13 protein-coding genes are annotated in these 13,768 nt (G+C 71.1%); 11 read left to right on the forward strand and 2 right to left on the reverse strand.

Annotated features, from left to right (window positions below):
- Window positions 1-2: 2 nt before the first annotated feature.
- From Psi02_RS07210 to Psi02_RS07220, 3 genes are all read left to right on the forward strand, one after another.
- Complete coding sequence (locus tag Psi02_RS07210) at window positions 3-884, forward strand: branched-chain amino acid ABC transporter permease (RefSeq protein WP_203972665.1); 882 nt, start codon at window positions 3-5, stop codon at window positions 882-884.
- A complete protein-coding gene (locus Psi02_RS07215; protein ID WP_203972666.1) occupies window positions 881-1,900 on the forward strand; it encodes a branched-chain amino acid ABC transporter permease in 1,020 nt (339 codons plus the stop codon). The genes Psi02_RS07210 and Psi02_RS07215 overlap by 4 nt, the downstream gene beginning before the upstream one ends.
- A gap of 61 nt (window positions 1,901-1,961) precedes the next feature.
- The gene (locus tag Psi02_RS07220; protein ID WP_203972667.1) at window positions 1,962-3,191 is read left to right on the forward strand and encodes an ABC transporter substrate-binding protein; all 1,230 of its coding nucleotides are present in this window, start codon (window positions 1,962-1,964) and stop codon (window positions 3,189-3,191) included.
- Window positions 3,192-3,252: 61 nt separating this feature from the next.
- Here Psi02_RS07220 and Psi02_RS07225 read toward each other — a convergent pair whose 3' ends face one another.
- Window positions 3,253-4,326, reverse strand: a complete 1,074-nt coding sequence (locus Psi02_RS07225; RefSeq protein WP_203972668.1) for an acyl-CoA dehydrogenase family protein — start codon at window positions 4,324-4,326, stop codon at window positions 3,253-3,255.
- 67 nt (window positions 4,327-4,393) lie between these two features.
- Between Psi02_RS07225 and Psi02_RS07230 the strand changes: the two genes are divergently transcribed.
- On the forward strand, window positions 4,394-5,557 hold the full coding sequence (locus tag Psi02_RS07230; RefSeq protein ID WP_203972669.1) for an acyl-CoA dehydrogenase family protein: 1,164 nt from the start codon (window positions 4,394-4,396) through the stop codon (window positions 5,555-5,557).
- A gap of 76 nt (window positions 5,558-5,633) precedes the next feature.
- Complete coding sequence (locus tag Psi02_RS07235) at window positions 5,634-6,524, forward strand: IclR family transcriptional regulator (RefSeq protein ID WP_203972670.1); 891 nt, start codon at window positions 5,634-5,636, stop codon at window positions 6,522-6,524.
- 18 nt (window positions 6,525-6,542) lie between these two features.
- On the opposite strand, the gene Psi02_RS07240 is transcribed toward Psi02_RS07235, so the two are convergent.
- A complete protein-coding gene (locus Psi02_RS07240; RefSeq protein ID WP_203972671.1) occupies window positions 6,543-7,118 on the reverse strand; it encodes a flavin reductase family protein in 576 nt (191 codons plus the stop codon).
- A gap of 234 nt (window positions 7,119-7,352) precedes the next feature.
- On the opposite strand from Psi02_RS07240, the gene Psi02_RS07245 reads away from it, so the two are divergent.
- The 6 genes from Psi02_RS07245 to dmpG all read left to right on the forward strand — a co-directional run bounded on the left by Psi02_RS07245 (window position 7,353) and on the right by dmpG (window position 13,761).
- The gene (locus Psi02_RS07245) at window positions 7,353-8,222 is read left to right on the forward strand and encodes an alpha/beta fold hydrolase (RefSeq protein WP_203972672.1); all 870 of its coding nucleotides are present in this window, start codon (window positions 7,353-7,355) and stop codon (window positions 8,220-8,222) included.
- Window positions 8,219-9,892, forward strand: a complete 1,674-nt coding sequence (locus Psi02_RS07250) for an FAD-binding protein (RefSeq protein ID WP_203972673.1) — start codon at window positions 8,219-8,221, stop codon at window positions 9,890-9,892. Before Psi02_RS07245 ends, Psi02_RS07250 begins: the two co-directional genes overlap by 4 nt.
- Complete coding sequence (locus tag Psi02_RS07255) at window positions 9,893-10,912, forward strand: ferredoxin--NADP reductase (protein ID WP_203972674.1); 1,020 nt, start codon at window positions 9,893-9,895, stop codon at window positions 10,910-10,912. It abuts the gene before it with no gap.
- A 106-nt stretch (window positions 10,913-11,018) separates the two neighbouring features.
- A complete protein-coding gene (locus Psi02_RS07260; protein WP_203972675.1) occupies window positions 11,019-11,804 on the forward strand; it encodes a 2-keto-4-pentenoate hydratase in 786 nt (261 codons plus the stop codon).
- Between the two features lie 13 nt (window positions 11,805-11,817).
- The gene (locus tag Psi02_RS07265; protein WP_203972676.1) at window positions 11,818-12,720 is read left to right on the forward strand and encodes an acetaldehyde dehydrogenase (acetylating); all 903 of its coding nucleotides are present in this window, start codon (window positions 11,818-11,820) and stop codon (window positions 12,718-12,720) included.
- Window positions 12,721-12,738: 18 nt separating this feature from the next.
- The gene (gene dmpG / locus Psi02_RS07270) at window positions 12,739-13,761 is read left to right on the forward strand and encodes a 4-hydroxy-2-oxovalerate aldolase (RefSeq protein ID WP_203972677.1); all 1,023 of its coding nucleotides are present in this window, start codon (window positions 12,739-12,741) and stop codon (window positions 13,759-13,761) included.
- The last annotated feature ends 7 nt before the right edge of the window (window positions 13,762-13,768 follow it).

The following is a 13,768-nucleotide window of genomic DNA, read 5'->3' on the forward strand; positions in this document are numbered from 1 at the left end:
CGATGAACCTTCTGCAGCAGGTGCTCGACGGACTCGGCTCCGGATCGGTCTACGCCACGCTCGCCCTGGCCCTCGTGCTCGTCCACCGGTCGACCGGGATCGTGAACTTCGCGCAGGGCCAGATGGCCGTGATCTCCACGTACGTCGCGTGGACCCTCTACGACGCCGGGGTGCCCGTCTGGGGCGCGATCGGGGCGGCGATCGTGCTCTCCCTGGTCGTGGGGGCGCTGGTCGAACGGTTCCTGATCCGCAGGTTCGAAGGCGGCGAGCCGCTCGCCGCGATCGTGGTCACGGTCGGGCTGCTGATCTCCGTCAACGGGCTGGTCAGCCTGATCTGGGGGACCGTGCTCAAGCAGTTCCCCTCGGCCTTCCCCCCGGGCGGCGTCGGCTCGGGAAGCGGCGGCACGATCGGGTACGGCACGCTCGGCACGATCGGGGCGCTGCTCGTCGTCGTGCTGGCCCTCAACTGGCTGTTCCGGCACACCCGGCTCGGCCTCGCCTTCCGCGCGGTCGCCGCCAACCCCGAGTCGAGCGCGCTGCTCGGCCTTCCGGTGGGCAGGCTGCTCATGCTCGGGTGGGGGCTCGCCGCCGCGGTCGGCGCGCTCGCCGGCTGCCTGGTCGCCCCGAAGCTGTACCTCGCCCCGGAGATGATGGACTCGGTCCTGACCTACGCGCTGGCGGCCGCCGTGCTCGGCGGCCTCAACTCGGCGCTCGGCACCGTGCTGGCCGCCTGGTTCATCGGGGTGGTCGAGAACCTCGCGGGCACCTACGTCTCGTTCGTCGGCGGCGACATGAAGATCGCCGTGCCGCTCGTCCTGATGGTCCTCATCCTGCTGTTCAAGCCCGAAGGCGTCTTCGGCCACAAGGAGGTGCGGCGGGTATGAGCGTCGTGGTCGACGAGCCCGCGGTCAGGGACGGCGGCGGGACCTCCCGCCGGCGGCACGGGCGCACGCTCACCGCGGTGGCGCTGGTCCTGGTGTTCGCGGTCTTCCCGCTGTTCATGAGCCCCTTCGCCAACCTGCAGGTGACGCTGATCCTGGTCTACGCCGTCGCGATCCTCGGGCTGGACATCCTGGTCGGCTGGACGGGCCAGGTCTCGCTCGGGCAGAGCGCGTTCTTCGGGATCGGCGCGTACGGCGTCGCGGCCGGCGCCGTGCACGGGTGGCCGGTCTGGGCCGGGCTGCTCCTCGGCACGGCCGTCGCCGGCGTGGTGGGCTGCCTCGTGGCCATCCCCGCCGCGCGGCTGCGCGGATACGCCCTGGGAATGATCACGCTGACGCTGCCGGTGGTCGCGGTGCCCCTCGCCAAGCGGATGGAGGCCGTGACCGGTGGCGCGCAGGGGCTCAACGTCACCATCGTCCAGGCCCCGGCGTGGACCGGGCTGGCCGCCGACCAGTGGCGTTACTACGTCGTCGGCGTCGGCGCGGCGATCGTGTTCGCTCTGGCCGCCGCCCTGCGGCGGGGCCGCTTCGGGCGGGCGTTCGACGCCGTCCGGGTCAACGAGGCGCTGGCGACGGCGCAGGGCGTGCACGTCACCCGGTACAAGGTGCTGGCCTTCACCCTGTCGGCCGTCTACGGCGGGGTCGCGGGAGTGCTGTACGTCGTGGCCGTGCAGTTCATCTCGCCGGAGACGCTCATCCTCACGCTCAGCATCTCGATGCTCGCCGGGCTCGCGATCGGCGGTCTGCGCAGCCTCCTCGGCTGCGTGCTCGGCGCCGCGTTCTACGTCGTCGTGCCCAATCTCACGGGGTCCGTGAGCGCCGGCCAGTCCTATCTCCTGTACGGCGTCTGCCTGCTCGTCGTCATGCTCCTGATGCCCAGGGGCGTCGCCCCGGCGCTCGGCCACGCCGTACGGCGAGTGGCGAACCGGCGGGAGAGGGCGGCCGCCTCTGGTGAGTGAATCCGGTGGCTGTCCCTCCTTGCACGCGCTTCCTGACTGACCGACTACAAAAGGGTTGAACATGAATCAAGCGCAATCACGAGTACTCCGTGCCGGAGTCCTGCTCGCGGCCGCCGTGCTCTCGCTCGCCGCGTGCGGCCGTGGCGGCACGTCCTCGTCCGGCTCGCAGACGCCCGGGATCACCGACACGACAGTGAAGATCGGGGCGAGCTACGCGCTGTCCGGCCCGCTGGCCGCCAACGGCACGGCCGCCATGAACGGCGCGAAGTCCTACTTCGACGCGATCAACGCCCAGGGCGGCGTGAAGATGTCCGACGGCAAGACCCGCAAGATCGAGGTCGTCAAGTACGACGACGGGTACGACCCGGCCCGCGCCGTGCAGAACTACAAGAAGCTGACCACCCAGGACAACGTCTTCGCGCTGTTCCAGACGTTCGGCACGGCCCCCAACCTCGCGATCATGGACTCGGCGAACGCCGAGAAGGTGCCGCAGTTGTTCGTGCACAGCGGCGCCGCCGTCTTCAGCCAGAACCAGCAGGCCAAGCCGTACACGGTCGGCTGGCAGCCGACCTACGAGACGGAGGGGGCGGCTTACGCCAGGTTCCTCACCGCCCAGGACAAGGACGTGACCGTCGCCGTCATCTCCCAGAACGACGACCTCGGCAAGGCCTTCGTCAACGGGTTCACCTCCGGGATCGCGGGAAGCAAGGTCAAGATCGTCGCGCAGGAGACGTACCAGGCGACCGACCCGACGCTGGACAGTCAGGTCACCAAGCTGGCCGCCTCGAAGGCGGACGTGCTGTTCTCCGCGATCGCCATCCCGAAGCTGACGGCGGGGGCGTTGTCGAAGTCGGCCGAGCTCGGCTGGAACCCCGAGCACCTGCTGGTCAGCCTGGTCTCCTCCGTGGACCAGGTGATCAAGCCCTCGGGACTGGACGGTTCGCACGGCATCTACAGCACCGCGTTCGTGAAGGCGGCCGACGACCAGCAGTGGGCGACGGACAAGGACGTGCAGGACTACATCGCCCGGATGAAGACGAGCGCTCCCGGCGCCGACCCGACCGTCCCGAACGCGGCCTGGGGCTACGGCGCCGCCGCGACCCTGGTCAAGGCCCTCCAGGAGGCGAAGGCCGTCACCCGTGACGGTCTCGTGCAGGAGGTCCAGAGCCTCTCCGGCGCGGTGCCGCTGCTTCTGCCCGGTCTGGAGTTGCACGCCTCGCTGGACGGACCGCCGATCAAGGAGTTGCACGTCCAGCAGTTCAAGGACGGCAAGTGGAGCCTGGTCGACTGATCCGGGCCGACGTGGCCTGAGGCGGCTCACCGAGAGTGGGCCGCCTCCCGCCGGGTCGCCGTCATCCCCCGAGCACGAGCGGGCCGAGCCGGGCGCGGTGCCAGGCGGCGTCGCCGAACAGCTTGGCGGCGGAGTGGGCCCGCTTGAAATACAGGTGTGCCTCGTGCTCCCAGGTGAAGCCGATGCCGCCGTGCAGCTGGACGGTCTCGGCGGCCACCGCGGAGAAGGCCTCGGCGCAGTACGCCTGGGCCGTCGCCGCGCGCACCGCCAGGTCGGGGGCGCCGGAGGCGAGTGCGTGGGCCGCGTCGTAGCTGACCGAACGGGCGGATTCGACCAGGACGTAGAGGTCGGCCAGCCGATGCCTGACCGCCTGGAAGGAGCCGATCGGCCGGCCGAACTGCTCCCTGGTCTTCACGTGATCCAGCGTCATCTCCAGGCAGCGCTCGCCGCCGCCGAGTTGCTCGGCGCTGATGGCGGTGGCGGCGACCGCGAGGAGCCGTTCGAGCACGCGGTGCCCGTCGGCTCCGATCAGCCTCACAGGGGCCGCGTCGAAGGTCACGCGGGCCTGGGGCCTCGTCAGGTCGAGCGTGGCCAGCGGCTCGACGCGCACAGCCGGAGTGGAAGGCTCCGCGAGGTAGACGGCCAGACCGCCGTCCCGCGTTCTGGCGGGCACGACGAACAGGTCCGCGCGCGCGCCGTCGAGCACGTGCTCCTTCACCCCCGTCAGCCTGCCGTCCTCCACGTGGGCCCGGATCGCGGCCGGGTCCCATGTCCCGTTCTCCGCCCAGGCCACCGCCGCGACACGGCTGCCGTCGGCCAGGCCGGGCAGCGGTTCCGCGGCTCCGCACACGAGCAGCGCCTCGGTGGCGAGGACCGCCGAGCCGAGGTAGGGCACCGGAGTGAGAGTGCGGCCCAGCTCCTCGCACACCACGTGGGTCTCCAGCGCCGTGCCGCCCGCCCCTCCGCAGGCCTCGGGCACGGCGAGCCCGAAGGCGCCCACCTGCTCCGCGAGCAGCCGCCACACGGTCTCGTCGTAACCGGGATCCGCGTCGGGCGCGGGCCGGGCCGGCGGGTTGCGCTCGAGGAGGGCGCGCACGGTGCGGCGCAGCTCCTCCTGCTCGGCTGTCGTGATCACGGCGGCCCCAAGAGTCCGGCGGCGATGCTCTATTTATGCCTAACAACTGTTTGGTAGATTATCAGTCGTGAGCGGCGGCGAGGCGTTCAGGCGCGAGATCAGAGCCTGGCTCGAGGACGGTCTGACGGGCGAGTTCGCGGGTGCGCGCGGGCTCGGCGGGCCGGGCCGCGAGCACGAGGCGTTCGACGTCCGCCTCGCCTGGGAGCGCCACATGGCCGCCGCCGGCTGGACGTGCCTCGGCTGGCCCGAGCGGTACGGCGGGCGCGACGCGACCATCGGAGAGCAGGTCGTCTTCCACGAGGAGTACGCACTCGCGCGGGCTCCCGCCCGGGTGAACCACATCGGCGAGAACCTGCTCGGCCCGACGATCATCGCGTTCGGGACGGATGAGCAGCGCCGGCGTTTCCTGCCGCCGATCGTGGCCGTCGAGGAGCTGTGGTGCCAGGGCTACTCCGAACCCGGCGCCGGCTCCGACCTGGCGAACGTGCAGACCCGCGCGGAGCTCGACGGCGGGCGGTGGCGGATCAGCGGCCAGAAGGTGTGGACGTCCCTCGCGATGGAGGCCGACTGGTGCTTCGTCCTGTGCCGGACGGAGCCCGGATCCACCCGCCACCGCGGGCTGTCCTACCTGCTGGTGCCGATGCGGCAGGACGGCGTCGAGGTCAGGCCGATCGTCCAGATGACCGGGACGAGCGAGTTCAACGAGGTCTTCTTCGACGAAGCCGTGACCGACGGGGCGAACATCGTGGGCGCACCCGGCGACGGCTGGCGGATCGCCATGGCCACCCTCGGCTTCGAGCGCGGGGTGGCGACCCTTGGTCGGCAGGTGGGCTTCCGCGGGGAGCTCGAGAGCGTCATCGAGCTGGCCCGCGAGACCGGGGCCGTCGCCGACCCGCTGCTGCGCGACCGGCTCGTCCGCTCCTGGATCGGCCTGGAGGTCATGCGGCTCAACGCGGTCCGCACCATGGCGGGCGTCACGGCGGGCGCGCCGGGGCCCGAGTCGTCCATCTCCAAGCTCGTGTGGGGCACCTGGCACCGGGAGCTGGGCGAGCTGGCCATGGACGTGCTCGGGGCGGCCGGCATGGTCGCCGACGGCCGGCCGTACGAACTGAGCGACGTGCAGCGGCTCTATCTGTTCTCCCGCGCCGACACCATCTACGCCGGCTCGAACGAGATCCAGCGCGACATCATCGCCGAGCGTGTGCTCGGCCTGCCCCGGGAGGCGCGGTGAACCCGCGCCCCTTCCCTCGGGCCCACGCCGTTGCTAGATTCCACGGCAAGAATTCATTTCAGTTTCGGGAGGTTCGATGACCGCCCTCAGCGCCGAGCCCGAACCGACGACGCCCGCACGGCGGGAGCTGCCGCTCTCGATGGTCGAGCGGATGACACTGATCATGGATGCCTTCGGCGGCCGCTCCACCCGTCTCACCCTGGAGGACGTGGCCCGATCCACCCACCTCCCGCGCTCGACCGCGCACCGGATCCTCGACCAGCTCGTACGGCTGGACTGGCTCGACCACACGTCCTTCGGATACAGCCTGGGGCGGCGGGCGCTCGGGCTGGGCGGCAGGAACGGAAGCCACGGCGAGATCCGCGAGGCGGCCGCGCCGCTGCTGCACAACCTCCAGATCAAGACCGGGATGGTCGTCCACCTGGCGGTCCTCGACGGGTCGGACGTCTTCTACCTGGACAAGGTCGGCGGGCGGTTCGCCCTGTCCGTGCCCTCCCGCGTCGGAGGCCGGGCCCCCGCGCACTCCACGGCGCTGGGCAAGGCGATCCTCGCCTGGCTGGAGCCGGAGCAGGTCGAGGCGCTGGTCGGCCGCTCCATCAGCCGGCTGACCAGCCGCACGATCGGCGACATCGGCACCCTGCACCAGGAGCTCAACCGGATCCGGCAGCGCCGGGGCCTGGCCTTCGAGCGGGGGGAGTGCTTCCCGAACATCGCCTGCGTCGCGGCGGCGATCCGCGGGCATGAGGGGCCGGTGGCGAGCATCTCCCTGGTGGGCGACGCGCGCATGCCGCTGGAGAAGGTCGCCCCTCTCGTGGTGGACGCCGCGCGGCAGGCCTCGCTGGCCTTCTTCCCCGATCTCGACTCGCCGCGGCGATCCCGCCGGGCCAGGAGCGCGCCGGACCGGACGTGGTCCTCCGAGAGCATGAACCGGTTCCTCACCGTCGGCCAGGACGGCGACTGGCTCTGATCCTCCACGGCTGCGGGGCTACCCCCAGTGGTCACCCCAGCCCCAGAGGTTGGCGAGCGCGGGCTGCCCGGGGGGCTCGTGGCCGTCGACGCCGAACCGGCCGCGGAAGAAGAGCATCGGGCGTTGCTCGGTGATCTGTTCCAGCTCCAGAACCCGGCCGATCACCACGTCGTGGTCTCCCGCGACGTGCACGTCGTGCACCTCGGCGTGGATCCGGAGCAGCACGTCGGGCAGTGCGGGGGTGCCCCACCGGGACGCCTGCCAGCCGAGCCCGTCGAACTTCTTTCCCTTGCTGGAGCCGAACCGGCCGCAGATGTCGACCTGCTCCTCGCCCAGGACGTTGACGCAGAAGCGTCCCGAGTTCCTGATCCTCGGCCAGGTGCGGCCGTTGTGATCGGCGCAGAAGAGGATCAGCGGCGGCTCGAGGGAGACCGAGGCGAACGACTGGCACGCGAAGCCGACCGGCCCGCCTTCGTCGATGCCGGTGACGATCGTCACGCCGCTCGCGAACATTCCCATCGCGCGGCGGAACTCCGCGGGCGTGGGCGGAGCCACGCCGACAGGGTCTGTCGTCAGGGCGGGCTCAGCTGTCATGCGGTCACCTCGAGTTCGGCGTCTCAGCCGCCGCGTCGCGGCGTCTGACAAACGACGTTAAGCCCCGGCCTGTTCCCGGCCGACGGCGGATCCCGTTGAGTGGACGCGGCCCGCGCGGCCCGACGCCGCCGGCGGCGGGCCCCGGGGGTCTCGCTCATCGGGATGATCATCACGACGGGCCGGTGACGTCGATTACCGTCCCCGAGGAGCCGACACTCCTACGACTGGGGCGATATGACCACGGAGCTGACCTACGAGTCGACGGCGCGTGAGCTCGCGACCGACCAGGGAGTGCTGCGTTATCACGAGGCCGGCGAGGGCCCGCCGCTGCTGCTTCTGCACGGTTCGGGTCCCGGGGTCACCGGCTGGCGGAACTTCCGCGGCAACCTGCCCGTGTTCGCCGACCACTTCCGCTGCCTGGTCCTCGAGTTCCCCGGGTTCGGAGTCAGCGAGCCGACCGGCGAGCACCCCATGGTGGCGGCCAACGGCGCGGTGATCCGCTTCCTCGACGGGCTCGGGCTCCAGCAGGTCGACGTGATCGGCAACTCCATGGGCGGCGTCATCGCCGCCCAGTTGGCGATCGCCCACCCCGACCGCGTGCGCAGGCTGGTCACCATCGGCGGCATCGGCAGGAACCTGTTCAGCCCCGGCCCGGGTGAAGGCATCAACCTCCTCATGGAGTTCACCGAGGAGCCCACCAGGGAGGCGCTCGTCCGGTGGCTCAACTCCATGGTGTACGACCCGGCGCTCGTCACCGAGGAGCTGATCGAGGAGCGCTGGGCTCAGGCCACCGACCCGGCCACGCTGGCCGGTGCGCGCCGCATGTACGGCAGGGCCGCGTCGGCGGCTCGTACGGCCGCGTTCGCCCGCTCGGACGCTCCGCCGTACTGGGCGATGCTGCACAGGCTGAAGGCCAAGACATTGATCACGTGGGGCCGTGACGACCGGGTGAGCCCGGTCGACATGGCGATCCTGCCGATGCGCACGATCCCCGACGCCGAGTTGCACATCTTCCCCGACTGCGGTCACTGGGTGATGATCGAGCAGAAGGCCGCCTGGGAGAGCGTCGTGCTCGGCTTCCTGACGAGGAAGGACGCCCAGTGAGCGAGTGGGACCACGAATTCGATCTCGTCATCGTCGGCAGCGGCGCGGGCGGCATGGCCGCCGCGCTGACCGCGCAGGACAGCGGCCTGTCCGTCGTCGTGGTCGAGAAGGGCGGGAAGTACGGCGGCAGCACGGGGATCTCCGGCGGCGGCATCTGGATTCCCAACAACCCCACCCTGCGGGCGAGGGGCCATGACGACAGCCGTGAGTCGATCCGCCGTTATCTCGACCTGCTGACCGAGGGCCGGGTGCCGGCCGCACGGCTCGACGCGTTCGTGGACAACGGACCCGCCGCGATGACGTTGCTCGGCAGGAGCAGGTGGATGCGGTTCTTCTGGGTGAAGGGCTACGCCGACTACCACCCGGAGCTGGAGGGCGGGCGCCCGCGGGGCCGCTCGATCGAGGCCCTGCCGTTCGACACCCGCAAGCTCGGCGACGACGAGAAACACCAGCGTCCCAACGGCATGAAGGGCCCGCTGGGCCTGTGGATCACCGCCAAGGACTACCACGACCTGGCCATGGTCAAGCGGACCTGGCGCGGCCGCTGGGCCTCGGTGATCGCGGCCTGGCGGGTCTCGTCCAACGTCGTCCGCCGCCGGCACATGGCCACCGGCGGGCGCGCGCTCGTCGCCCGGCTGCGGATGGCGCTCAAGGACGCGGGCGTCCCGCTCTGGCTCAAGACGCCCATGGCGGATCTCGTCACCGGCGACGACGGCGCCGTCACCGGCATCGTCGCCCGGCGCGACGGCGGGACCGTCAGGATCCGCGGCAGGTACGGCGTGCTGCTGGCGACGGGCGGCTTCGACCACAACCCGGAGTTGCGCGCGAAACACCTGCCCGAGGGCGCGAAGGCCGACTTCGGCATGGGAGCCAGGGAGAACACCGGCGACGGCATCCTGGCCGGCGAGCGCCTCGGCGCCGCCCTCGACCTGATGGACGACGCCTGGTGGATGCCGTCCGTTCGGCATCCCGCCGGAGCGACCATCCCGCTGGTGTCCGAGCGGTGCATCCCGCCGTCGATCATCGTGTCGTCGGAGGGCAGGCGGTTCACCAACGAGTCCTCGCCGTACGTGAACTTCGTGCACGACCAATTGGCGGGTGGGCACGTCCCGGCGTGGTTCGTGATGGACGCCAAGGCGAGGGGCCGCTATCCGTTCGCGCAGATCCTCCCGGGAGCGCCGATCCCGAAGGAGTTCTACGAGAAGGGGGTGGCGTTCGAGGCCGCCACCATCGGCGAACTGGCGGGCAAGATCGGTGTTCCGGCCGATGCTCTGGCCGGCTCCGTGGAGCGGTTCAACCGGTTCGCCGAGGCGGGCAAGGACGAGGATTTCGGCCGTGGCGACAGCGCGTACGACCGGTATTACGGCGATCCGACGTTGAAGAATCCGAACCTCGATGTGATCGACCGCGCGCCGTTCCACGCGTTCCGGATCGAGGTCGGGGATCTCGGCACGAAGGGCGGGCTGGTCTGCGACGAGCACAGCCGGGTGCTGCGGCCGGACGAGTCGGTGATCGAAGGGCTCTATGCCACGGGCAACACCTCGGCCTCGGTGATGGGCAACGAATACGCCGGTCCGGGGGCCACGATCGGCCCCTCGATCGTCTTCGGATACATCGCCGCACGGCACGCGGCGGCCCGCGCCCGGTCGAGCGGGCACGCGGTCCGGTAGATGACGCAGCAGGGACCGCTCATGGTGCGGGTCGTCGAGGTCATCCGCGAGACCTCCGACGCCCACTCGCTCGTTCTCGAGCCCGCCGACGGCGACCACTCCCGGCTGGGCTACCGGCCCGGCCAGTTCCTCACCGTCCGGGTGCCCACCACGCGCCCGGAGGGCGCCGCGCGCTGCTACTCCCTCAGCAGTTCGCCGGTGTGCGACGACAAGCTCAAGGTGACCGTGAAGCGCACCCGGGGCGGCTACGGGTCCAACTGGATCTGCGACAACGTCACCGAGGGCGACCTGCTCGAGATCCTGCGCCCGTCGGGCACGTTCACCCCCGCCTCGCTCGACGACGACCTGCTCCTGCTCGCGGGCGGCAGCGGCATCACTCCGGTCATGTCGATCCTCAAGTCGTGCCTGCGCGCCGGCACCGCGGCGGTCACCCTCGTCTACGCCAACCGGGACGAGAAATCGGTGATCTTCCGGGACGAGCTCGTCGCGCTCACCGCCGAGTACGGCGAGCGGCTGACCGTCGTCCACTGGCTGGAGTCGGTGCAGGGCCTGCCCTCCGCGGCGGGTCTCGCCGCCCTGGTCCGGCCGTACGCCGGGTGGGAGGCGTTCGTCTGCGGGCCGGGACCGTTCATGGACCTCGCCACGCGGATACTCGCCGGCGGGCGGATCCACGTGGAGCGCTTCGAGTCGCCGGCCACCGACCCGTTCGCCGGGTCGGAGGTCGTCATCGACGCGTCCGGCCCGGTCAGCACGGTGGAGGTCGAGCTGGACGGTGAGACGAGGACCCTGGCCTGGCCCGCGGGCAACAAGCTGCTCGACGTGCTCCTGGACGCCGGCATGGACGCGCCGTTCTCCTGCCGCGAGGGGTCCTGCAGCGCGTGCGCCTGCGTGCTGATCGAGGGCGAGGTCACGCTGGAGCGCAACACCGTGCTCGACAGGCAGGACCTCGCCGACGGCCTGATCCTGTCCTGCCAGGCGATCCCGGTCAGCGAGCGGCTCAAGGTCACCTACGACGGCTGAACCCGTCCCGCGTTCCCGCCGGTTCCCACTGAGCGGGAAGCGCGCACCGGCGGGGAGCCGTGACTGGAACCGTGGAAATCCCGAGGGCCGATCGCAGGAGGACTGGATGCTGGACGGGGCGCAGCGGGCGTCGGTGGCCGGACGGCTGTGGACGGCGGAGCGGGACCGGGTGCCGATCGAGCCGCTGACCGGCACCTACCCGGGAATCGACGTGGTGGACGCCTACGAGATCCAGCTCATCAACATCCGCCGCCGCCTCGCCGGCGGGGCCCGGGTCTACGGGCACAAGGTGGGGCTGTCCTCCCTGGTGATGCAGCGGATGATGGGCGTCGACGAGCCCGACTACGGCCACCTGCTCGACACGATGGTGTTGTCGGAGGACGTTCCCGTCGAGGCCGGCAGGTACTGCCACCCCCGGATCGAGGTCGAGATCGGGTATGTGCTGGGGGCGAGCCTCCCGGGCGAGGGATGCACGGAGGAGGACGTGCTCGCCGCCACCGAGTACGTCGTGCCGAGCCTCGAGCTGATCGATAGCCGCGTCAAGGACTGGCGCATCGGACTGGCCGACACCATCGCCGACAACGCGTCCTCGGCCGGCGTGCTGCTCGGCGCCGCCAGAGTGAGCCCGGCCGGCCTGGACCCCGCGGACGTCGAGGCCGTGCTCTACCAGGACGGCACGGAGATCACCCGGGGCAACACCAGCGCCGTCCTCGGGAACCCCACCACCGCCGTGGCCTGGCTGGCCAGGAAGGTGGCCGCCTTCGGGGTCGAACTCGAGGCCGGGCACGTCATCCTCCCCGGCTCCTGCACCAGGGCCGTCGACGTGCGCCCCGGCGACGTCTTCCGCGCCGAGTTCGCCGGGCTCGGGTCCGTGACCGCTCGATTCGAATGAGGGTGAGACAGCAGTGACCAAGGCGACCGCCGCGATCGTCGGCTCGGGCAACATCGGGACCGACCTGATGTACAAGCTGCTGCGCTCCGAGCTGATCGAGCCGCGCTGGATGATCGGCGTCGAGGCGGACAGCCCCGGGCTGAAACGGGCGGACTCCGCGGGCCTGATCGCCTCCGCCGAGGGCGTCGAGTGGCTGCTCGCCCAGGAGGAACGGCCCGACATCGTCTTCGAGGCGACCTCGGCGTACGTGCACAAGGCGAACGCGCCCAGGTACGAGGCCCTCGGCATCCGGGCCGTGGACCTGACGCCCGCCGCCGTCGGGCCCGCGGTGGTGCCCGCGGTCAACCTCGGCGCCCACCTCGACGCGCCGAACGTCAGCCTGATCACCTGCGGCGGGCAGGCGACGATCCCCGTCGTCCACGCGGTCTCGCGGGTCACCGAGGTGTCCTACGCCGAGATCGTCGCCAGCGTCGCCTCCCCGTCGGCCGGCCCGGGGACCCGCGCCAACATCGACGAGTTCACCCGAACCACCGGCCGGGGCATCGAGACGATCGGCGGCGCGGGGAGAGGCAAGGCGATCATCATCCTCAACCCGGCCGAGCCGCCGATGCTCATGCAGGACACCGTCTTCTGCGCGATCCCCGCCGACGCCGACAGGGACGCGATCGCCGCGTCGATCAGGGACGTCGTCGGGGCCGTGGCGTCGTACGTGCCCGGCTACCGGTTGCGCGCGGAGCCGCAGTTCGACGACCCCACGCCCGTGAGCGGCGGCCTCGCCAGGGTCGCCGTGTTCCTCGAGGTCGAGGGCGCGGGGGACTTCCTGCCGCCCTACTCCGGCAACCTCGACATCATGACCGCCGCCGCCACCAAGGTCGGCGAGGGACTCGCGCGGCGCGCCCTCTCCGAGCGCTCCTAGCCCACCGGGAGATCATCCATGCCCTACAGCGCCGACCTGGACATCCGGGTCACCGACTCGTCGCTGCGCGACGGCTCCCACGCCAAGCAACACCAGTTCACCGTCGAGCACGTCCGCTCCGTCGTCGCCGCGCTCGACGACGCGGGCGTGCCGGTGATCGAGGTGACGCACGGCGACGGGCTCGGCGGATCGTCGTTCAACTACGGCTTCAGCCACACCCCCGAGCAGGAGCTGATCAAGGCCGCCGTCGCGACCGCGACTCGGGCGAAGATCGCGTTCCTCATGTTGCCCGGTCTCGGGATCCAGGACGACATCCGGGAGGCCGCCGACAACGGCGCGAGCATCTGCAGGATCGCCACGCACTGCACCGAGGCGGACATCTCGATCCAGCACTTCGGGCTGGCCAGGGAGCTGGGCCTGGAGACGGTCGGGTTCCTGATGATGGCGCACAGCCGGCCGCCCGAGGTCCTCGCCCGGCAGGCGCGGATCATGGCGGACGCGGGCTGCGAGTGCGTGTACGTCGTCGACTCGGCGGGCGCCCTGATCATGGAACAGACCTCCGACCGGGTCGCCGCGCTCGTGGCCGAGCTCGGGTCCGACGCCCAGGTCGGCTTCCACGGCCACGAGAACCTCGGCCTCGGCGTCGCCAACTCGATCCTCGCGGTCCGGGCGGGCGCCCTCCAGATCGACGGCTCGACCCGCCGGTTCGGCGCCGGGGCGGGCAACACGCCGGTCGAGGCGTTCGCCGCCGCCGTCGAGAGGCTCGGCATCCGCACCGGCATCGACACCATCAAGATCATTGATGCCGCCGAGGACGTCGTCCGCCCGATCATGGACGGCGAGTGCCTGCTCGACCGGATGGCGCTCACCATGGGCTACACCGGCGTCTACTCCAGTTTCCTCAAGCACGCCGACCGCCAGGCGAAGAAGTACGGCGTGCCCGGCGCCGAGATCCTGCTCGAGGCCGGGCGCCGCAAGCTCGTCGGCGGCCAGGAAGACCAGCTCATCGAAATCGCAGTCGCCCTCGCGGCGAAGAAGTGAGAAAAGC

Source organism: Planotetraspora silvatica (assembly GCF_016863315.1).
In the GTDB taxonomy this organism is placed as follows: Bacteria; Actinomycetota; Actinomycetes; order Streptosporangiales; family Streptosporangiaceae; genus Planotetraspora; species Planotetraspora silvatica.